The following is a 20139-nucleotide window of genomic DNA, read 5'->3' on the forward strand; positions in this document are numbered from 1 at the left end:
CATGCCAAAGATTGCGCCTCCACCGCTGAAAAACGACTGTTTCGCCCTGCCGCCGGGGGTCGAATGGACCCCGGTCGATGACGCGCTGGCCCTGCTGCGCGACCGGTTGCACCCGGTTGCCGGCGTCGAGACCCTGCCCGTTGGTCAAGCCTGCGGGCGCGTTCTGGCGCGGGACGTGATCGCGCAACGGTCGAATCCGCCGCTGCCCAACACGGCAGTGGACGGGTACGGTTTTGCCGGTGGTCGGCCCGAGGGCCCGCATGTTCTGCCGCTGGCCGAGGGACGCGCGGCGGCGGGCGTGCCGTTTGCGGGGGCCGTGCCGGAGGGGCAGGCGCTGCGCGTTCTGACCGGCGCGCCGCTGCCCGAGGGGGTGGATACCGTCATTCTGGAAGAGGACGTGACCGTGCAGGACGGCCACATCGCCTTCAACGGTCCTTTGAAGGCTGGCGCCAACACGCGCAAGGCGGGCGAAGACGTGCAGGCCGGGGCCTTGGCTCTGTCTGGCGGGCGACGCCTGACGCCTGCCGATCTGGCGCTGCTGTCGGCGGTGGGCGTGGCCGAGGTCCCGGTCCGCACGCCCTTGCGCGTGGGGGTTCTGTCTACCGGCGATGAATTGCGTGATCCGGGTCAGGCCGCGGGGCCGGGCCAGATCTATGATGCGAACCGCCCAATGCTGTTGGCGATGCTGCAACGGATGGGTTTTGTGGCGGTCGATCTGGGCCGCGTGGGCGACGACCGGGCCGCGCTGCGGGACCGGTTGGACCAAGCTGCGCAACAGACCGACGCGATCCTGACCAGCGGCGGCGCTTCGGCGGGGGACGAGGATCATGTCTCGGCCCTGCTGCGCGCGGCGGGGGCCTTGCAAGAATGGCGCATCGCGCTGAAGCCGGGCCGCCCGCTGGCGCTGGGCCTGTGGCAGGGCACGCCGGTGTTCGGCCTGCCGGGCAATCCGGTGGCGGCGATGGTCTGCACTCTGATCTTTGCCCGGCCCGCGCTGGGCCTGATGGCGGGCGAGGGGTGGCGGCAGCCGCAGGGCTTTGACTTGCCCGCCGGGTTCGCCAAGAGCAAGAAACCGGGCCGCCGAGAATACCTGCGTGCCCGGGTCCGCGACGGCCGGGTCGAGGTGTTTCAATCGGAAGGATCGGGTCGCATCAGTGGGCTCAGCTGGGCCGAAGGGCTGGTCGAGCTGCCGGACGGCGCGCAAGACATCCAGCCCGGAGACCCTGTGCATTTCATACCCTATGGCAGTTTCGGCCTGTGACGGTTTCGGTCTCGTGCGGGTTTTCCCTGATGAGCGCGCGCGGGCGGCCGCGCTGTTCTGGCAGGCGTTCTCGGGCAAACTGTCGCGCGTGATGGGTCCGGACGCCCGCGGCCTGGACTTTTCGAACGGGCGCTGAACCCCGATTTCGCCTTGGTGGCGCGGGATGCGGATGGGCGGATGCTGGGGCTGGCCGGGTACAAGACCCGCGACGGCGGGCTGACGCAGGGCGGGCTGGCGGATCTGGCCCGGGTCTATGGCTGGTTCGGCGCCCTGTGGCGGGGCCTTGTCCTGAGCGTTCTGGAGCGCGACCTGAAGCCGGGCGTGTTCCAGATGGATGGCATATGCGTGGCGACCGAGGCGCGCGGGCAAGGTGTCGGGACCCTGCTGCTGCGGGCGATCAAGGACGAGGCCCGGAGGTTGGGCATGCACGAGGTGCAACTGGACGTGATCGACACCAACTCGCGCGCGCGGACCCTGTACGAGCGCGAAGGGTTTCAGGCGATCGGGCAGGACTATACCGGCCCGTTCAAGCATCTTTTCGGATTCAGTTCGGCCACGAAAATGCGGTGGGTCGTGCCCAACGGTGGCTAGTCGAACGTTCCGGCCACTCGGCCCAGCAGCATGAAGGCGCGCGCCGTGCGCGTGTCGCCCAAAGCGGTCAGGTCGGCGTCGCTGGCCTGAGGTTCGAACTCGGCGATCATGGTGTCGAAGCGGCGCAGGAAATGGTGCACCGCATCGCGAAAGATCGGGTCCTGTTTCAACCGCGCCGAGGTCAGCGCCAGGCACGACCGGTCGCGGATACCGCCCAACGCGGCGACCGCACGCCCGCGTTCGCCCTTGGAGAACTGGCGCCAGACCTCGGGGCGGGCCATGTCCGGACGCAGGTCGTCCATGTAGATGCCTTCCTGGCTGAGCAGAGTCAGCACGTCCTCGGCGGCCTGCACCAGTTGCGCGGTCTTGCGGTCCTTCATCGCGCGGCGCAGGGCGTTGAAGCCTTCGGTATCCTCGGCGGTTTCGGGAAAGTTCAGCGCGCGGATGAAAATGTCGGTGGGCAGAGGAGTCGTGATCTCTTCGGCCGGAGTGCCCAGTTCCAATGAGGTCTGGCCCGAGGGTGCCGCAGGTCTTGCCAGCGGCGCAAGATCCCGCCGCTTGCTGGAGAACGTGGCCAGCGTGCTTTGGGTGTGCCGGGCGGCCGCGGCGATTTCATCCAGTTTCCGGGCCACCGCGGGTTCGTAGGTGCTGGCCGACCGCTGTTGCTGCGATACATAGGCCTGCCGGATCGCGTCGATCGCGGTCTGCAGCCGGGCGCTTTCTTCGCGCATGATGCGGCTGGCGCGCATGGCCAGCGCTGCGACCCAGATCATCGCGACCGGCATGAACACCGCCAGCAGCATCACGATGAAACTGCCGGCCTGCGTCTGCTCGGGCAGCACAAGAAAGGCTACGGCCACCACCAGCCAGATCAGGCTGAGGGCCGCGGCCGCAATCTCGATCCCGGTGACGCTGGGGCGGCCCGGACGGTCATAGATGCCCAGCCAGGTGGGGCGTTTGCTGTCCGGATCAGGGTCTTGGCCCGACATGGCGCGCTCCGATCAGGCGTAGTGGATGCTCAGCACTTCGTACGAGCGCACGCCGCCGGGGGTGCGCACCTCGACGCTGTCGCCTTCTTCCTTGCCGATCAGGGCGCGGGCGATGGGCGATTTGATGTTCAGCAGGCCCTTTTCGATATTGGCTTCATGCTCGCCCACGATCTGCCAGGTCTTCTCCTCGTCGGTGTCCTCGTCCACCAAGGTGACCTTGGCGCCGAACTTGATCGCGCCCGACAGTTTGGTCGGGTCGATCACCTCGGCCAGCGACAGAACGCCTTCCAGTTCCTTGATACGGCCTTCGATGAAGCTCTGCTTTTCGCGGGCCGAGTGGTATTCGGCGTTTTCCTTCAGGTCGCCCAGTTCGCGCGCCGAGGCGATGGCCTCGATGATGGCGGGGCGTTCAACGGACTTGAGTTGCTTGAGCTCTGCCTCGAGCGCGGCAAAGCCCGCAGGCGTCATGGGGATCTTTTCCATATCTTCTTTTTCCACGCACAATTGAGTCGCCCCGCCGCATGAGACCAGCGTCGGGGCGAAAGATGGGTTGGCAATTACCTGACCCAAATATGGCGTGAAATGCAAGAGGCCAAGGGGTTTGGCCCCTGCAATCCGCAACTTAACGCCGTCGGGGCGGTGGGGGTTTCCGATTGTGCCGATGCCCCAGCAGATCACCGCGTTTCCAGCGATGCGCCTCGGCGCCGAACCAGAGCATTTCAATCATATTGAACGACCTCGAACTCGATACCGTTGTCATCGTCGAAATAGAACCGGTGGCCGGGTTCATAGTCGGCGTGGTTGTGGGGCTCGAAGCCCGCGGCGCGAACCTTGGCCTCGGTCGCGTCGATGTCCTCGACCAGCACGCCCACATGGTTCAGCCCGCCGACGATGTCATAGCTGCTTTCGCCCGACGGTTTGGGGTCGGCCGGGGCGTAAAGCGCCAGATAGGTATGCGCGCTGCCCACATGCACGGTATAGCCGCCCGCGATGGCCGGGCCTTCCCAGCGTGTCTTCCATCCGAATACGTCCTGCATCCAGGCGGCGGTCGCCTGCGGGTTGCGGACGGTGAAGTTCGTGTGTTCCAGCGTCGCCATCATGGGGTCTCCTTTTCATGTACAGGCTTGTTTCGACTCACCGTAATTCCTAAACCTAACTTTAGCTCAAGAGATTTTTTCGGGAGGAGATCATGCCCGCATCCGAAGGCCTTTCCATCGGCGCGTTGGCGCGTCGCACGGGGTTGGCGGTATCCGCCATCCGCTACTACGAGGCGCAGGGGCTGATTTCCCCCTGGCGCAATCCGGGTGGTCAACGGCGGTACCAGCGCGCCGACATCCGTCGGCTGAGTTTCGTGATGATCGCCCAGCAGTTCGGCCTGACCCTGCCCGAAATCCGCGAGGTTCTGGCCGGGCTGCCCGACAACCGCACGCCCACGCCGGCGGATTGGAAAAAGATCAGCGTCGGCCTGCGCGCGCATCTGGACCAGCGAATCGATACTCTGCTGCGTCTGCGCGACAATCTGGACGGCTGCATCGGCTGTGGCTGTCTGAGCCTTCCGAAATGCGCGCTCTACAACCCCGACGACCGGGCCAAGGCGCATGGTAGCGGTCCCAGGTACCTGATGGGTGACGCGCCCGAGGGCTGATCTGCCGCATTGCAGCAATGTTACGCCGTGTTTTGATTGACCAAGGTCTTTTCCAGCAGGTAATCAGCCGGGAAACAAAATTTCGCCGAGCCCGCGCCCCAGGCGCCAATTCGGATAGTTAGCGGAGGAGCCCACGATGGCCGAAATTGAACGCGAAGCGATGGAATACGACGTGGTGATCGTGGGCGCAGGCCCGGCGGGCCTGTCGGCGGCCATTCGTCTGAAACAGCTGGACGCCGACCTGAACGTGGTTGTGCTGGAAAAGGGCTCGGAAGTGGGCGCGCATATCCTGTCGGGCGCGGTGCTGGACCCGTGCGGTCTGGATGCGCTGATCCCCGACTGGAAGGAAAAGGGCGCGCCGCTGAACGTGCCGGTGCGCGAAGACAACTTCTATATGCTGGGCGAGGCCGGCAAGCTGCGCATCCCAAACTGGCCGATGCCGCCGCTGATGAACAATCACGGCAACTACATCGTCTCGATGGGCAATGTCTGCCGTTGGATGGCCGAACAGGCCGAGGAACTGGGCGTCGAGATCTTCCCTGGTATGGCCTGTTCCGAACTGGTCTATGGCGACAATGGCGAGGTCAAGGGTGTCGTGGCTGGCGTGTTCGGGCTGGAACCCGACGGATCCTATGGCCCCAACACCGAGCCGGGCATGGAACTGCACGGCAAATACGTCTTCCTGTCGGAAGGCGTGCGCGGGTCGCTGTCCAAGGAAGTGATCGCGAAATACGACCTGTCCGCCGGGAAAGAGCCGCAGAAATACGGCATCGGCATGAAAGAGATCTGGGAGATCGACCCCGCCAAGCACAAGGAGGGCAGCGTCACCCACACGATGGGCTGGCCGCTGGGCGGCAATGCCGGGGCGGGTCGTTCATCTACCACCTGGAAAACAACCAGGTCTATGTCGGCTTCGTGGTTCACCTGAACTACAAGAACCCGCATCTTTTCCCCTACATGGAATTCCAGCGGTTCAAGCACCACCCGGTGGTGGCCGACCTGCTGAAAGGCGGCAAGCGCGTCGCCTATGGCGCCCGCGCGATCACCGAGGGCGGATATCAGTCGATGCCGAAGCTGGTGGCGCCGGGCGTGGCGCTGCTGGGCTGCTCGGCGGGCATGGTCAACGTGCCGCGCATCAAGGGCAACCACAACGCGATGCTGTCGGGCAAGGCAGCGGCCGAGGCCGCATTTGAGGCGATCAAGGCCGACCGGTCGGGCGACGAGCTGTCCGCCTATGAAGACGAGGTGCGCAACGGTGCGATTGGCCGCGACCTCAAGAAGGTTCGCAACGTCAAGCCGCTGTGGTCGAAATATGGCCTGACCGCTTCGCTGGTGCTGGGTGGCATGGACATGTGGACCAACACGCTGGGCTTCTCGCTGCTGGGGACGCTGGGCCATGGCAAGAACGACGCCGAGGCGACCGAGGATGCCAGCAAGCACACCCCCATCGACTATCCGAAGCCCGATGGCACGCTGTCTTTCGATCGTCTGACCAACGTGGCGTTTTCGTTCACCAACCACGAAGAAAGCCAACCCTGTCACCTGAAGCTGACCGACCCCGAGATTCCGGTGAAGGTCAACCTGCCCAAGTTTGACGAACCGGCGCAGCGGTATTGCCCGGCGGGCGTGTACGAAGTGGTGAAGGACGAGGCCGAGCCGCGATTCGTGATCAACTTCCAGAACTGCGTCCACTGCAAGACCTGTGACATCAAGGATCCCAGCCAGAACATCACGTGGACCACGCCGCAGGGTGGGGACGGACCGAACTACCCCAACATGTAGGCAAAAACCCGGGCAATGGCGGGGCCGTGAACGCTCGGCCATTGCCTCTGGCGGGCCAAGGCCCTAGCTTGTTCTGCAATCATAGGCAGACAAGGCAGGTATTAGGTGGTTTCACTGGTTCGTCGCACGGCGCTGGCCGTGTTTCTTGCGACAGCGGCTGTCGTTCCGGTTCACGCGGATTCCGGCGCGGGATCCTATCTGGCTGGACGCCAGGCCATCTATGAAAGCGACTACAAGGCTGCCGAGGAGTACTACTCCAAGGCCCTGATTTTCGATCCGGGCAACACCAAGCTCAAGGAAAGCGTGCTACTGGCGCGCGTGGCGCTTGGCGATGTGGAACGTGCATTGCCGATCGCCGAGGACATGGAGGCGAACGGGCAGCCCAACCAGGCCGCACGTATGGTTGTTTCCGCCAAACTGGTATCTGACGGAAAGTTCGACGAATTGCTGGCCCGTGACCTGGAAAATCAGGGCGTTGGCCCGCTGGTCGATGGGCTGATGACGGCCTGGGCGCATCTGGGCAAGGGCGAAATGACCAAGGCGATGGCGCAGTTCGATGAGGTCGCCCAGCAGGACGGTCTGCGGGAATTCGCGCTGTATCACAAGGCGTTGGCGCTGGCGTCGGTTGGCGATTTCGAGGGGGCCGAGGCGATCTTTGCGGCCGACGACAGTATCGTTGCGCGATTCTCGCGACGTGCAGCGCTGGCGCGGGTCGAAGTCTTGTCGCAGCTCAACCGCAATGACGAAGCTCTGCAATTCTTGGAAAACGTCTTTGCGGCAGGCAGCGATCCGTCGATCGAGTCCTACGTGGACACGCTCAGCGCCGGTGGCACCTTGCCATTCACCCATGTCGGATCGGCCACCGAAGGCGTGGCCGAGGTCTTTTTCTCGGTCGGGGCGGCGTTGAACACCGAGGCCGCACATGACTATGTGCTGCTCTACGCGCGGATCGCGACTTTCCTCCGGCCCGATCACATCGATGCGATCCTGCTGAGCGCGGAACTGCTTGAGCAGTTGAGCCAGTACGACCTGGCCGCCGAAGCCTATCGAAAGGTTCCCACGGGTAGCAGCGATTTCCACGCAGCCGAGCTGGGGCGTGCCGAAATCCTGGCTCAGTCGGGGAAACCGGATGCGGCGATCGAAGTGCTGGAAAATCTGGCGGCCCGGCAGCCCAACCTGCCCAGTGTCCACGTCGCCTTAGCCGACCTGCAGCGGCGTCAGGAAAACTACGCCGCAGCTGTCACCTCGTATGACCGAGCCATCGAACTGACCGAAACCGGTTCGGGTGGCAACTGGTTCCTGCACTACGCCCGCGGCATCTGCCACGAACGGCTCAAGGCCTGGGACAAGGCCGAGGCGGATTTCAGGCGTGCCCTGGAGTTGAATCCGGATCAGCCGCAGGTTTTGAACTATCTCGGTTACTCGCTGGTCGAGCGGCAGGAAAAACTGGAAGAGGCGCTGGACATGATCGAGCGCGCCGTCGCGATCCAGCCTGACAGCGGCTATATCGTCGACAGCTTGGGCTGGGTTCTGTTTCGCTTGGGCCGGTACGACGAGGCGGTCGAACATATGGAGCGCGCCGTTGAACTGATGGCCGTGGACCCGGTGGTCAACGACCACTTGGGCGACGTCTACTGGGCCGTCGGGCGCACCCGTGAGGCCGATTTCCAATGGCGGCGCGCGTTGTCCTTCATCGATCCCGAAGATACCGATGGCGAGGCCGACCCCGACCGGATCCGTCGCAAACTCGAGGTCGGGCTGGACGCGGTGCTGGCCGAGGAAGGCGCGGCCCCCCTCAAGGTCGCCAATGGCGATTGAGGCCTTTGCGCCCGCGAAGATCAACCTTTCCCTGCATGTGACCGGACGGCGGGCCGACGGATACCATCTGCTGGATTCGCTGGTCGCCTTTGCCGATGTGGGAGACACGTTGATCCTGTCACCCGGGCCCGAGATTCGCCTGACCGTGATCGGTCCCCATGCCGCCGGGGTGCCGACCGACGACCGCAACCTCGTCTGGCGGGCCGCTAGGGCGATGGGATGGAGCGGGCAAATCCAGTTGGACAAGCTCCTGCCGCATGGCGGGGGAATCGGCGGCGGCTCATCGGATGCGGCAGCGACTTTGCGGGCCATCGCAGGGGAAGACGCGGAAGTTCCGCTGGAAACGGCTTTGGCCCTGGGCGCGGATGTTCCTGTTTGTGTACTGGGCAGAGCCGCACGGATGCGGGGCATTGGTGACCATGTTGCCCCGGTTGCATTGCCGGCTTTGCCCGCGCTGCTGGTCAATCCGGGTGTGCCTGTTCCGACGGGGCCGGTGTTCAATGCGCTGGCTTCACGCGACAATCCGGGGATGCCCGATCAGATACCGGCATTCGAAACGCCCGAGGCCTGCGCTGACTGGCTGGCCGGGCAACGCAATGATTTGCAGGAAGCGGCAATAGGTTTGGCGCCCCAGATTTCAGACGTGTTGCAGGCGCTGGGTGAAACGCGGGACGTTCTGCTGGTGCGCATGTCGGGGTCGGGTTCGACCTGCTTTGCGCTGTACCCGTCCATGAAGGCCGCACATTTTGCAGCCTACGAGATTGGTGTTTCCCAGCCGGACTGGTGGTGTTGCGCCAGCGTACTCAGCTGAGGCGGGATACGACGTAATCGGCCAGATCACCGAGCAGGTCGCGCAACTCGTGATCGGGCAGCGCGGTCAGAGCGGTTTTGGCCTTGGCAGCCCAGGCCAGAGCGTCCTTCCGTGTCTCCTCCAGGGTGCCGTATTTGCGCATGAGGTTCAGGGCCAGGTCCAGGTCTCCATCCTGTTGCCGACCCTTCTCGATCGTGCGTTCCCAGAACGCACGCTCGTCGGGTGTGGCCTGGGCCACGGCCTTGATCACTGGGAGGGTCAGTTTACGCTCGCGGAAGTCGTCGCCCACGTTCTTGCCGGTGGTCTTGCTGTCGCCCTGATAGTCCAGCAGGTCGTCGGCGATCTGGAAGGCGATGCCCAACGCGTCGCCATAGGCGAACAGCGCCCGGACCTGTTCCTCGGACGCACCGGCGATCACGCCGCCCACCTCGGTCGCCGCGGAGAACAGCGCCGCGGTCTTTCCGCGCACGACCTGCAGATACACGCTCTCGTCGGTGCGCAGGTCGGTGGCAGCGGTCATCTGCAGCACCTCGCCCTCGGCAATGGTGGCCGAGGCATTGGCCAGGATGTCCAGAACCCGCAGCGATCCGGTTTCCACCATCAGCTGGAAACTGCGCGAAAACAGATAGTCGCCGACCAGCACGCTGGACTTGTTGTCCCACAGGAGGTTGGCAGTAGGCCGGCCCCGCCGCTGCGCGCTTTCGTCCACAACGTCGTCATGCAAAAGCGTGGCGGTGTGGATGAATTCGACCGTGGCGGCCAAACGGATGTGATGATCGCCGCCATAGCCGAACAGCCGCGCAGCGGCCAGTGTCAGCATCGGGCGCAGGCGCTTGCCGCCCGCTTCGACCAGATGCGCGGTGACTTCGGGGATGCGGGGCGCGTGTTCCGAGGCCATGCGGGTGCGGATCAGAGTGTTTACCGCCTCCATTTCACCGGCCAAAATCTCGGCCAGTCGCTCATGCGGTTTCGAGATCGTGCTGATCGTCATCACACTCCTGATACAAGGCTCGACTTTCGTCCTGCCTTGCCCTTACATCCATCCCCATGAAAGAACTTCTGCGCAGCACTGATCCGACCATCATCGCCTTTGCATCCGCTCTTCTTGAGGGCGAGGATATAGACTGCTTTGAGATGGACGTAAATATGAGCGTCCTCGAGGGAGGCATCGGAATCTTTCCGCGCCGCCTCATGGTTCGGACCGATGACCTCGAGCGGGCAGAGCGGGTGATGCGTGACAATGACATTCCGCTGGGAAAATGACCGGGTTTCCTGACAGCGCGCTGACTTGCAACGACTTTCTGGGTGGCCGCCTAAAGCTGTGGCAGCCGCGTGACGGTTATCGCGCCGGTATCGATCCGGTGCTACTTGCTGCCGCAGTTCCGGCCAAAGCCGGGCAGTCGGTGCTGGAGCTGGGCTGCGGGGCGGGTGCTGCGGTTCTTTGTCTCGCGACCCGCGTACCCGGTCTGTGCTCGACTGGGATCGAGCTTCAGGCCGACTATGCCGATCTGGCCGCAAGAAACGCGCAATGCAACGAGATTGATCTGTCCGTCCACGTGGCCGACCTGTCCAATATGCCGACTGATCTGCGTCAGCAGCACTTCGACCACGTGATCGCAAACCCGCCCTATTATCGGCCCGGTGCACATAGCGCGGCCGTCGATGCTGGTCGGCGAACGGCGCTGAGCGAGCAGACGCCGCTGTCCGACTGGTTTGATGCGGCAGCGCGCAGGCTGGCACCGCGCGGGTACTTGCACATGATCCAGCGCGCGGAACGCTTGCCCGACATGCTGACGGCCTGCGCGGGTCGGTTGGGCTCGGTAGAGGTTCTGCCCATCGCGCCGCGTATGGGGCGCGGGGCCGAGTTGCTGATCCTGCGGGCGCGCAAGGGCGGGCGCGCGGATTTTCGATTGCATGCGCCGCTGATTCTCCACAGCGGTGACCGCCATGAAAGGGACGGCGAGAGCTATACCGACATGGTATCTGGCATCCTGCGCGAGGGCCGACCAATGCCCTGGCCGGACGCCCGATAGGCAATGACCAGCCGAAATTGTCGGATTTGAACAAGAATCCGAGCGTCTGCAGCGTGACAGGCTGGAAATGATGTGATCAACTTCCCATGTGATATTCAGAAACAGAGAAGGAGGATCGCCATGAGCGTAAGCGCACATCTGACGGAACTGAAGAAGAAGCACGAAACCCTCAGTCTCGAAGTGGAACAAGCCCAGCGCTCGCCCGGTATCGACGATCTCCACATTGCTCAACTCAAAAAGAAGAAGCTGAAGCTGAAGGAAGAGATTGAACGCCTGTCGGCTTAACGTCGTAGGCTGGCGCGTGCCGCGATTGCAGCGCCGCCGGTAACAAGCAATGCCGCGATCGCCAGCGTCCAGGACGGCGTGGCGATCCCGGCGACCACAAGCACCAGAGTTGACAGCAGGGGTGCCGCGTACGAGCTGGTGCCCAACATCTGGATGTCACCGTGCTTGACCCCGATATCCCAGACATAGAACGCCAGCCCAACGGGCCCCAACCCCAGGGCAACGGTCGACATCCAGGCCAGTGCGTCGGGCGGCCAGACTGTCTGCTCAAGGCTGAAATGCAGGATCCACGAGGCGATGGCGGTCAGCACGCAGAACACTGCTACCGAGCTGGTCGGCGTTTGACCCAACCTGCGCGACAATACGGAATACCCCGACCACGTAAGGGCACACAGAAGCGCGAGCGCATAGCCCGGCAGATGTTCGGCCTGAAACCCTGCGGTTCCGCCACCGGTGATGATCAGCGCGGCCCCGGAAAAGCCCAGACAAGCCCCGAGCAGATGGCCCAGACGTAGGGTTTCGCCGGGAAGCAACCCTGAGAAAAGCACGATCAGCAAGGGCCAGAGGTAGGCGATCAATCCGGCCTCGGCCGCAGGTGCCATGCGCAGGGCCGAAAAATACAGGGCGTGGTATCCGAACAAGCCAACCGTGCCGAACGCGAACACCTTCCAACTGACCTGTTTCAGTTGCCCAAGCCCACCGCTGTGCCATGTCCAGATCAAGCCAAGGGTTCCGCCGATCGTGAAGCAGATGGCGTTCAGCAAAAGCGGCGGGGTCGGCGCCGAGCCAACCGTGAACAGCGCCAGCAGTGCCCACAAAAGGACGGCGGCAAAGCCGATGGCGGTGGCGCGGTTCTTTGTCATGCGGGGGGGATTTCCTCGACGGGTATGATTTCCAGACCGTCGGATATGTGCGCGGTTTTTTCGATCTCTGCAAGGAACCAATCCCGGAAGGCGGCAATCTGAGGGCGCGTCTCCTCGCCCGAACGGCACAGGAACCGGAAGCGGGCCTTGGTTTCGATGGCGGTTTTGAAGGGCATGACCAGCCGGCCTTCGATCACATCTTTGATGATCATCGGGCGCCGTCCCAACGCGACGCCGACACCCGCCACCGCGGCATCAATGGCGTGATCCGCGTTCGAGAAATGCGCGCCATGGGTTGGCGTGAAGTCCACCCCGACCGCGCGAAACCAGGCGGGCCAGTCACAGGGCGGGTTCAGGAAGTTGATCGAGTCATCGTGGATCAGCGGCGCTTTGGTCAGGTCCTGCGGCGTCGGAAACCGGGCCGCAAGCTCGGGCGTCATGACCGGCGTCAACCACTCTTGCCGCACGGGAACTGAATACAGCCCGTCATCCTGCCCATACCCGAACCGGATCGCGACATCCACGTCGTCGCGCTCGAAATCGAGATTGCGCAGCGTGGCTGAGAATCTCAGGTCGATCTCGGGATGGGCGCGGGCGAACTCGTAAAGGCGGGGGGCCAGCCATTTGGCTGTCAGGGCCGGCCCAGCGGTCACTGTCAGTGTTGTGTTGTCCTGCAGGCGGCGGGTGGCCGACCAAGCCGCCTGCAGCGCAGCAAACCCTTTTTCCGTGCCCGGGGCCAGGGTTCGTCCGGCCTCGGTCAGCTCGACCGCACGGTTCAATCGGCGGAACAGCGGCTGGCCCAGATGCTCTTCCAGAGACTTGATCTGAAACGACAGCGCGGCTGGTGTCACGTTCAACTCGTCTGCGGCCTTGGCAAAGGACATATGGCGGGCGGCGGCGTCAAAGGCCCTGAGGGCGGTGAGTGGGGGAAGTCGGTCGCTCATCTTCACATAAGAATTTCTAAACTGAATGCGGAAAAACTCTCGTTTGTACCTTTTGAAAACAACAGGCATGTTGAATGCAAGTCAAGTTCACCTTTAGTAGAAGGGAAGAGCCATGATCGAGATGACGACCAATCCTGCCGCACAAAAGGCAATTCTGCGCGCTCATCAAGAGCGCGGCAAGGCGATCCGGAGTTTCTGGAAGTGGATTCTGGGTTCCCGCTGAACGCTGCGCGCGTTCTTACGGGATCAAAGAAGGGCCGACCCGTTGGGTCGGCCCGTTTTCATATAAGCCGCGATCAGACGAAAAACTGCGCGCCGTTGGCCGAAATCGTCGACCCGTTGATGAACTGCGACTCTTCCGAGGCCAGGAACGCGACGCAGCGGGCAATTTCCTCGGGCTCGCCCAAACGGCCTGCGGGGATCTGGCCGATGATGGCTTCACGCACCTTTTCCGGAACGGCCATGACCATCTCGGTCGCGATGTATCCGGGGCAGATGGCGTTTGCGGTGATGCCGGCGCGCGCGCCTTCCTGCGCCAGGGATTTGACGATGCCCAGATCGCCGGCTTTCGTGGCGGCATAGTTCACCTGGGCGAACTGGCCCTTTGCCCGTTGATCGAGCTGATCACGATCACCCGACCGAACTTGCGCTCGCGCATGCCGGGCCAGACGGGGTGTACGGTGTTGAACACCCCGGTCAGGTTGGTGTCGATCACCTGGTGCCATTGTTCCGGTGTCATCTTGTGGAACGGCGCGTCGCGGGTGATGCCGGCATTGGCGACAACGATGTCGATCGGGCCGAGCTCGGCTTCGACCTTTCGATGCCCGCCTTGGACTCGTCATAGTCGGCCACGTTCCATTTGTAGGTCGCAATGCCGGTTTCCTCGGTGAACTTGGCCGCGGCTTCGTCATTCCCCGCATACGAGGCGGCTACATTGTATCCTTCGGCCTTGAGCGCTTTGGAAATTGCTGCGCCGATGCCGCGGGTGCCGCCGGTTACGAGTGCTGTACGTGCCATTTAGGACTCCTCCAAATTTAATCGTGTTGGCAATTCTGTTACTCTGAGAGATTGTGTTGCGCAATATCGTTTCGTTGCGAGCTGGCTCTTTCCGTTTGGTGATATTGTCGCATCCTAGGGATATTCTCGGAGTGTAACAAAAAAGGGCGCCCATTGGACGCCCTTATTCGTGACTTGTCAAAGCACTTAGACGCGCTCCACGCACAGGGCGACGCCCATGCCGCCTCCGATGCAGAGGGTTGCCAGACCCTTTTTCGCGTTCCGACGCTTCATTTCGAACAGCAGCGTGTTCAGGACCCGGCAGCCGGATGCTCCGATCGGGTGGCCGATGGCGATCGCGCCGCCGTTCACGTTCACGATCGAGGGATCCCACCCCATGTCCTTGTTCACGGCGCAGGCCTGTGCCGCGAAGGCCTCGTTGGCCTCGACCAGATCCAGATCGTCAACCGACCAGCCGGCCTTTTCCAGCGCCTTGCGCGAGGCATAGATCGGTCCGACACCCATGATCGACGGGTCCAGCCCGGCGGTCGCATAAGACGCGATGCGGGCCAGCGGTTCGATCCCGCGCTTTTCGGCGTTGTCGGCAGACATCAGCAGGGTTGCCGCCGCGCCGTCATTCAGACCCGAGGCGTTGGCCGCAGTCACCGAGCCATCCTTCGTGAAGGCTGGACGCAGCTTGGCCATCGCCTCCATGGTCGCGCCGTGACGGATGTACTCGTCACTATCCATCACGATGTCGCCCTTGCGGGTCTTGATGGTGAAGGGGACGATCTCGTCCTTGAACTTGCCGGCCTTCTGCGCGGCCTCAGCTTTGTTCTGGCTGGCCACGGCGAATTCGTCCTGCATGTCGCGGCTGATCTGCCACTTCTCGGCCACGTTCTCGGCGGTCTGGCCCATGTGGTAGCCGTTGAACGCATCCCACAGGCCGTCGCGGATCATGGTGTCGATGTATTTCATGTCGCCCATCTTGTGGCCCGCGCGCAGCGATGCGGCGTGGGGCGACAGGGTCATGTTTTCCTGACCGCCCGCGCAGACGATCTCGGCATCGCCCAGCTGGATATGCTGAGCGCCCAGTGCGACGGCACGCAGGCCTGAACCACAGACCTGGTTGATGCCCCATGCCGCGCTTTCCTGCGGCAGGCCGGCGTTGATATGCGCCTGGCGTGCGGGGTTCTGGCCTTGGGCGGCCGTCAGAACCTGACCCATGATGGTTTCGCTCACCTCGGACTTGTCGATCCCGGCGCGTTCCACGACGGCTTCGAGGACGGCAGCGCCCAGATCATGTGCGGGGGTGTTCGCAAAGGAACCGCCAAAGCTGCCGACGCCTGTGCGTGCGGCGGATGCGATTACTACGTTGGTCATACAGTCAATCCTTTACCGTCAAGGTCCTGTGGGAAATCTGACGGCGCAGGTCGCACAGAGCCTCTCTGGCGATGCAAGAGCGCCTCGTGATCCCCCGCTCCAGCACTTTCTGCCATAGCGCAATGCTGCACGTGCAGCAACGGACAGCTTGTCTCATGAGAAAGCCTCGGCTGGATAGCGCCCAAGGGAATTCGGTTCAACTTCCTGTTTTGGCTTCTTTTTCCGGTTGCCACGGGGCTTTCACCGTCGGAGCGCCGAATAGGTAGCCCTGCAGACAGTCCACACCGCTGGCCACCAGAAACTCGGCATCTTCACGCGTTTCGACCGATTCGGCGATGACCAGAATCTCGAATTCACGGGCGACGGCGATCAGCGCGCGCACCAGCGCCTGATTGTCCGGGTTGGTGCTGACACCCCGTACGAACTGCCCGTCGATCTTCGCCGCGTCAAAGAAGAACTCGCGAAAATACCTGAAACTGAAGTTGCTGGCGCCGAAGTCATCCAGCGCAAAAGCGATCCCGCGATCCTGAAGCCGGTCCATGAAATCGATCACCAGTTCGGGAACCTGCATTGCCGAGCTTTCGGTGATTTCGAGGATAAGCCGCTCGCCCAGCGTTTTGTCCCGCTTGAGAAACCGGTCCAGGATCCGCGACCAGCGCGCGTATCCGATCGAGCGTGCGGACATGTTGACCGAAAGCCGGATTTCCGGATTGCGAGACAGGGCGCGCAATCCTTTTTCCAATGCTATGCAGTCCAATTCCCGGCCGATTGGTGTGTTTTCCACCTGCGGCATGAACTCCCGCGCGGGGATCACACGGCCGGTTTCGTCCAGCACGCGGATGAATGCCTCATAGAAGGCAACGCCGTGCGGGTCTCGTGCTTGCATGACGGGCTGGAACGCCAGGCGGCATTGCTGATGCTTGACAGCCTCGGTCGCCATTTGAACGGTCGAAGTATCTCGCGCGGCGACGGCCGAATTCAACGGGCTGTCCCCACCCTCTGGCAGATCTGCAAAGTCCTTTTTCCGCATCGACGCCGATCCCCGTACGTTTCCGAAACCGGTCAGCACGTAGTTTCGGGTCGTACCGGTGAATTTGCGGTTAATGCGCGTCGGGAATCAGTCGGCGGGATCAGCGGGTCGTCTGGGCTGCGTGGCGCAATTCGACTACGGCGCCAATCACGGCGCCCAGGAAGCCTGTGCCCACCATAGCAACTCCAAGCATCATCACCGCCGGCGCAGGCTGCTGGCCAAGGGCGCTGAGCATCGCGATTACCAGGCCCAACAGGCCGGTTGCGGTGAAGATGGCTGTAACGCGGGACATGGTGGAACTCCGACCGAACAAACTTGTCACTTGTCCGGATATGGAGCACGCGCGCCGGAATTCAAGCGCCCGCCCGGCAGACGCCGCCAGTCTCAGGCCTGTTTTGCCTGTTGGTTGGGCAGGTTTTCGTCAAATTGCTCGAAACCGGGCGTTCCGCGATCTTCGGGGTGGCGGGCCAGGTGCTTGGACTTGATCTGCTCGGAGCTGTCGCGGCTGCCGTCATGGCTGTAGCCCGGCGGGGCAAAGCAATAGGCCAGCCGCTGTTTCAGGGTCAGGCCCGGCTGGGTCGCGTCGCGCCAGATGGCCACCCATTCGTGAAAGGCCACCCGCAGCGGGTTGAAGGTGCCGATATTGTGCACCAGGCCATAGTCGACCCGGTCGTGCTCCTGCTCGGGGACGAAGGTGCCGAACAGCTTGTCCCAGATGATGAACACCCCGGCATAGTTGCAATCCAGATAGCGCGCGTTGCGGCCGTGGTGGGCGCGGTGATGGCTGGGGGTGTTCATGACCGCCTCGAACCAGCGGGGCATCTTGCCGATGGCTTCGGTGTGGATCCAGAACTGGTAGATCAGGTTCAAGCCGCCGCAGAACAGCACCATCGCCGGGTGGAAGCCCAACAGGATCAACGGCGCGCGCACAACCATCATGAAGGTGAAGGTATAGGTCCAGGTTTGCCGCAGGGCGGTTGTCAGGTTGTAGTGCTGCGAGCTGTGGTGGTTTACATGGCTGGCCCAGACCCAGCGGATGCGATGCCCGAACCGGTGCACCCAGTAGTATCGCAGGTCATCCAGCACAAAGCACAGGATGATCACCGGGATCGATGTGCCCAGATCCAATGGCGTAATCTTCCACAGCCACATGAAGAACCCATAGGCGATGAAGCCCAGCAGGAATCCGGACGCGATGTTGCCCGCTCCCATGATCAGCGAGGTCACGGCGTCGCGGGTTTCATACCGCCCGCCACGGCCCTTCATGGCGATCCACAGAAATTCGGCCAGGATTGCGGCGATAAAGAACGGCACGGCCCATTGGACGACATCGGGAAAGCTGATCTGGTCGGTCATGCGGGCTCCAGCAGGTGGCGCCAGTGGCGGCGCTCGGTTTCATCAAGGCGGACGGTGACGCCGGGGGTGGCGAAGTCGTGGAACTGGACCTCGATGCCCTCGGGGTGGTCGATCCAGTCGAAATCGCGCAGGTGGCGGGCCACTGTATCGGCGCCAAAGGACCACAACAGGCCCGGCCCGGTCTCGGTGCGCAGCAATGAGGCGTGTCCGTCATGGGCCAGGGTGACGTCGATGATGGTGTCGTCGGGGAAATGGCGCAGCCATTCGGCGCGCGCGACATCGGCGCTCAGCACGCGCTGGCGCGATTTGCCCGTCAGATGCAGCAGTGCGGTGATGCCGGCAATGCCACCGACCACCAGAACCAGCAGGATTTCCAGCGGCATGATGTCCTCCCGCGGACAGAGTGCAAGCGGGGTCAGGCCCTGTCAAAGGTGGCGTTGCGTCAGGGGGTGTTGTGCGGCTCAAGCACTTCGTGCCGGACAACGCGCTCGACGAAGGGCACCAGCCCTTCGGGTCCCGAGGCGCGATCCTTGAGGTGAATGCAGATATCCGGCCGCCGCGCCGCGATGATGCCCACCAGTTCGCCGCGCACCTTGTCATCGAGGCCCGCGCCCATAATCGCGCAGGCGATGCGCGGTTCGGCGTCCAGTTGCCGCCGCACCTCGTCGGGATCATGCGCGCCCAGCCACCGGATCGGAAGATGCTCCAGTTGCCGCGCCACGTCGCCGATCACGTTGGGCAGCCGGCCGATCAGTAAAACCACCGGTTTCATCTCAGCCTCCTGTCTGTTGCCAATGAAAAACCGGCCCTGTCAGGCCGGTTCCAGTCTAGCACAAAAGGCCCGTCAGGTGGTCAGCTTTCGGGGTTCAGCAGGGCCGCGATGATCGCCTTGGCACTGTCCGAGTTCCATTCGGCATCGCCGATCAGCCGCGCGATTTCCTGGCCGTCGGGGTCGATGATTATGGTGACCGGAAGGCCGACGATGCCCATCTCGCGGGCGACGGCCTGCTTCGGGTCTTGGTGGCGGGGCAGGTTGGTGATGCCGTTTTCATTAAAGAACTTCTTGATCCCCGCGGGCGAGTTGCGCCCGGTGGCCAGCGTCAGAACCTCGAACTGGTCTCCGCCGAATTCCTCCTGCAACTCGGCGATCTGGGGCATCTCTTTTCGGCAGGGCGCGCACCAGGTGGCCCAAAAGTTCAGCAGAACGTATTTGCCGCGATAATCTGCCAGCGTGGCGGTGCCGCCGTCATCTTCCAGCAGGAATTCCGCGTCCGAGACCGGTTTCGGCTCGGAATGCAGGATCAGGCGTTTCAGGCTGCCGTCGCGCAGGTCGGCCAGGGCCTGCGTGTCGGCGGCCAAAGCGGCATTTGCACCCAGCGCAAGGGCCATATAAGGGGGATCAGACGAAACAGGCGCATATCAACTCCGGGTTTTCCAGCATGACCGAACAATCCTCGAACCAGATGTGGGGCGGCCGCTTTGCCGCCGGACCAGACGCGATCATGGAGGCGATCAATGCCTCGATCGGGTTCGACCGACGGATGGCGGCCCAGGACATCGCGGGCTCGCGTGCCCATGCCGCCATGCTGGCCGCCACGGGCGTGATTAGTGATAGTGATGCCGAGGCCATTCGGGAAGGGCTGCTCACCGTTTTGTCAGAGATTGAACGTGGTGAGTTCCAGTTCTCGACCGCGCTGGAAGACATCCACATGAATGTCGAGGCGCGGCTGAAAGAGATCATCGGCGAGCCCGCAGGCCGCCTGCACACCGGCCGCAGCCGCAATGACCAGGTGGCGACCGATTTCAAACTGTGGGTCCGCGATCAGCTGGACGCCGCCGAATCCGGCCTGCTGGCCCTGATCCGCGCGCTTTTGGCGCAGGCCGAGGCTGGGGCCGATTGGGTCATGCCCGGTTTCACCCACCTGCAGACCGCGCAGCCGGTGACCTGGGGCCATCACATGATGGCCTATGTCGAGATGTTCGGCCGCGACCTCAGCCGCGTGCGCGACGCGCGGGCGCGGATGAACGAATGCCCGCTGGGCGCGGCGGCGCTGGCCGGCACCTCTTTCCCGATCGACCGGCACATGACGGCGCAGGCGCTGGGCTTTGACCGGCCCGCCGCCAACTCGCTGGATGCGGTCTCCGATCGCGATTTCGCGCTGGAATTTTTGTCGGTGGCCTCGATCTGCGCGGTGCATCTGTCGCGCTTTGCCGAAGAACTGGTGATCTGGTCCTCGGCCCAGTTCCGCTTTGTCACCCTGTCCGACCGGTTCTCGACCGGATCGTCGATCATGCCGCAGAAAAGAACCCCGACGCCGCCGAGCTGATCCGCGCCAAGGTGGGTCGGATCTT

Annotated in this window: 22 protein-coding genes and 4 pseudogenes; 12 read left to right on the forward strand and 14 right to left on the reverse strand. The window is 63.2% G+C overall.

Features of this window, described 5'->3' with window-relative positions; genetic code table 11:
* The first annotated feature begins 1 nt into the window (after window position 1).
* From ACR3EK_RS17145 to ACR3EK_RS17155, 3 genes are read left to right on the forward strand one after another with little or no spacing between them, the layout of a single operon-like run.
* Window positions 2–1261 carry a molybdopterin-binding protein gene (locus tag ACR3EK_RS17145; protein WP_480633992.1) on the forward strand — a complete coding sequence of 420 codons (1260 nt, stop codon included), beginning with the start codon at window positions 2–4 and terminating at the stop codon, window positions 1259–1261.
* A 13-nt stretch (window positions 1262–1274) separates the two neighbouring features.
* Window positions 1275–1397, forward strand: a complete 123-nt coding sequence (locus ACR3EK_RS17150) for a hypothetical protein (protein WP_480633993.1) — start codon at window positions 1275–1277, stop codon at window positions 1395–1397.
* Between the two features lie 17 nt (window positions 1398–1414).
* On the forward strand, window positions 1415–1852 hold the full coding sequence (locus ACR3EK_RS17155) for a GNAT family N-acetyltransferase (RefSeq protein ID WP_480633994.1): 438 nt from the start codon (window positions 1415–1417) through the stop codon (window positions 1850–1852).
* Here ACR3EK_RS17155 and ACR3EK_RS17160 read toward each other — a convergent pair.
* The 3 genes from ACR3EK_RS17160 to ACR3EK_RS17170 all read right to left on the reverse strand — a co-directional run bounded on the left by ACR3EK_RS17160 (window position 1849) and on the right by ACR3EK_RS17170 (window position 3941).
* On the reverse strand, window positions 1849–2841 hold the full coding sequence (locus tag ACR3EK_RS17160; protein WP_480632383.1) for a hypothetical protein: 993 nt from the start codon (window positions 2839–2841) through the stop codon (window positions 1849–1851). The genes ACR3EK_RS17155 and ACR3EK_RS17160 overlap by 4 nt on opposite strands.
* A 12-nt stretch (window positions 2842–2853) precedes the next feature.
* Window positions 2854–3324, reverse strand: a complete 471-nt coding sequence (gene greA / locus ACR3EK_RS17165) for a transcription elongation factor GreA (RefSeq protein WP_480632384.1) — start codon at window positions 3322–3324, stop codon at window positions 2854–2856.
* Window positions 3325–3560: 236 nt separating this feature from the next.
* Entirely contained in the window at window positions 3561–3941 is a 381-nt protein-coding gene (locus ACR3EK_RS17170; protein ID WP_170406821.1) for a VOC family protein, read from the reverse strand.
* 89 nt (window positions 3942–4030) lie between these two features.
* Here ACR3EK_RS17170 and soxR point away from each other — a divergent pair, with 89 nt between their 5' ends.
* The 5 genes and pseudogenes from soxR to ACR3EK_RS17195 all read left to right on the forward strand — a co-directional run bounded on the left by soxR (window position 4031) and on the right by ACR3EK_RS17195 (window position 8897).
* The gene (gene soxR / locus ACR3EK_RS17175; protein ID WP_170342262.1) at window positions 4031–4486 is read left to right on the forward strand and encodes a redox-sensitive transcriptional activator SoxR; all 456 of its coding nucleotides are present in this window, start codon (window positions 4031–4033) and stop codon (window positions 4484–4486) included.
* Window positions 4487–4646: 160 nt separating this feature from the next.
* Window positions 4647–4733: pseudogene (locus tag ACR3EK_RS17180) on the forward strand (FAD-dependent oxidoreductase); the annotation flags it as partial.
* Window positions 4734–4798: 65 nt separating this feature from the next.
* Window positions 4799–6268 carry a 4Fe-4S dicluster domain-containing protein gene (locus ACR3EK_RS17185; protein ID WP_480633995.1) on the forward strand — a complete coding sequence of 490 codons (1470 nt, stop codon included), beginning with the start codon at window positions 4799–4801 and terminating at the stop codon, window positions 6266–6268.
* Window positions 6269–6373: 105 nt separating this feature from the next.
* Complete coding sequence (locus ACR3EK_RS17190; protein WP_480632385.1) at window positions 6374–8086, forward strand: tetratricopeptide repeat protein; 1713 nt, start codon at window positions 6374–6376, stop codon at window positions 8084–8086.
* On the forward strand, window positions 8076–8897 hold the full coding sequence (locus tag ACR3EK_RS17195; RefSeq protein ID WP_480632386.1) for a 4-(cytidine 5'-diphospho)-2-C-methyl-D-erythritol kinase: 822 nt from the start codon (window positions 8076–8078) through the stop codon (window positions 8895–8897). Before ACR3EK_RS17190 ends, ACR3EK_RS17195 begins: the two co-directional genes overlap by 11 nt.
* On the opposite strand, the gene ACR3EK_RS17200 is transcribed toward ACR3EK_RS17195, so the two are convergent.
* Window positions 8890–9888 (reverse strand): polyprenyl synthetase family protein, encoded by a 999-nt coding sequence (locus tag ACR3EK_RS17200; protein ID WP_480632387.1) that lies wholly within the window; start codon window positions 9886–9888, stop codon window positions 8890–8892. The genes ACR3EK_RS17195 and ACR3EK_RS17200 overlap by 8 nt on opposite strands.
* A gap of 56 nt (window positions 9889–9944) precedes the next feature.
* On the opposite strand from ACR3EK_RS17200, the gene ACR3EK_RS17205 reads away from it, so the two are divergent.
* From ACR3EK_RS17205 to ACR3EK_RS17215, 3 genes are all read left to right on the forward strand, one after another.
* On the forward strand, window positions 9945–10160 hold the full coding sequence (locus ACR3EK_RS17205; protein ID WP_480632388.1) for a putative signal transducing protein: 216 nt from the start codon (window positions 9945–9947) through the stop codon (window positions 10158–10160).
* The gene (locus ACR3EK_RS17210; protein WP_480632389.1) at window positions 10157–10930 is read left to right on the forward strand and encodes a tRNA1(Val) (adenine(37)-N6)-methyltransferase; all 774 of its coding nucleotides are present in this window, start codon (window positions 10157–10159) and stop codon (window positions 10928–10930) included. Before ACR3EK_RS17205 ends, ACR3EK_RS17210 begins: the two co-directional genes overlap by 4 nt.
* Window positions 10931–11050: 120 nt before the next feature.
* Entirely contained in the window at window positions 11051–11215 is a 165-nt protein-coding gene (locus ACR3EK_RS17215) for a YdcH family protein (RefSeq protein ID WP_093963770.1), read from the forward strand.
* On the opposite strand, the gene yddG is transcribed toward ACR3EK_RS17215, so the two are convergent.
* From yddG to ACR3EK_RS17265, 10 genes and pseudogenes are all read right to left on the reverse strand, one after another.
* The gene (gene yddG / locus ACR3EK_RS17220; RefSeq protein ID WP_480632390.1) at window positions 11212–12078 is read right to left on the reverse strand and encodes an aromatic amino acid exporter YddG; all 867 of its coding nucleotides are present in this window, start codon (window positions 12076–12078) and stop codon (window positions 11212–11214) included. The two genes, ACR3EK_RS17215 and yddG, sit on opposite strands and share 4 nt — an antisense overlap.
* Window positions 12075–13022, reverse strand: a complete 948-nt coding sequence (locus ACR3EK_RS17225; RefSeq protein ID WP_170461014.1) for a transcriptional regulator GcvA — start codon at window positions 13020–13022, stop codon at window positions 12075–12077. Before ACR3EK_RS17225 ends, yddG begins: the two co-directional genes overlap by 4 nt.
* Before the next feature lie 296 nt (window positions 13023–13318).
* Window positions 13319–14039: pseudogene (gene phbB, locus ACR3EK_RS17230) on the reverse strand (acetoacetyl-CoA reductase).
* Between the two features lie 186 nt (window positions 14040–14225).
* The gene (locus ACR3EK_RS17235) at window positions 14226–15401 is read right to left on the reverse strand and encodes an acetyl-CoA C-acetyltransferase (RefSeq protein WP_093963511.1); all 1176 of its coding nucleotides are present in this window, start codon (window positions 15399–15401) and stop codon (window positions 14226–14228) included.
* Window positions 15402–15597: 196 nt separating this feature from the next.
* Window positions 15598–16431, reverse strand: coding sequence for an EAL domain-containing protein (locus ACR3EK_RS17240; protein ID WP_480632391.1), 834 nt, complete (start codon window positions 16429–16431; stop codon window positions 15598–15600).
* A 100-nt stretch (window positions 16432–16531) separates the two neighbouring features.
* Window positions 16532–16723, reverse strand: coding sequence for a hypothetical protein (locus ACR3EK_RS17245; RefSeq protein WP_093963509.1), 192 nt, complete (start codon window positions 16721–16723; stop codon window positions 16532–16534).
* Window positions 16724–16815: 92 nt separating this feature from the next.
* A complete protein-coding gene (locus ACR3EK_RS17250; RefSeq protein WP_170360087.1) occupies window positions 16816–17787 on the reverse strand; it encodes a sterol desaturase family protein in 972 nt (323 codons plus the stop codon).
* Window positions 17784–18170 carry a hypothetical protein gene (locus tag ACR3EK_RS17255; protein ID WP_480632392.1) on the reverse strand — a complete coding sequence of 129 codons (387 nt, stop codon included), beginning with the start codon at window positions 18168–18170 and terminating at the stop codon, window positions 17784–17786. The genes ACR3EK_RS17250 and ACR3EK_RS17255 overlap by 4 nt, the downstream gene beginning before the upstream one ends.
* Before the next feature lie 59 nt (window positions 18171–18229).
* Entirely contained in the window at window positions 18230–18559 is a 330-nt protein-coding gene (locus tag ACR3EK_RS17260) for a hypothetical protein (RefSeq protein ID WP_170360091.1), read from the reverse strand.
* 80 nt (window positions 18560–18639) lie between these two features.
* Window positions 18640–19205, reverse strand: a pseudogene (locus ACR3EK_RS17265) (TlpA disulfide reductase family protein).
* 21 nt (window positions 19206–19226) lie between these two features.
* Here ACR3EK_RS17265 and argH point away from each other — a divergent pair.
* Window positions 19227–20139, forward strand: a pseudogene (argH, locus tag ACR3EK_RS17270) (argininosuccinate lyase); the annotation flags it as partial.

The sequence above is a fragment of the Ruegeria sp. BC8 genome, from assembly GCF_056535705.1.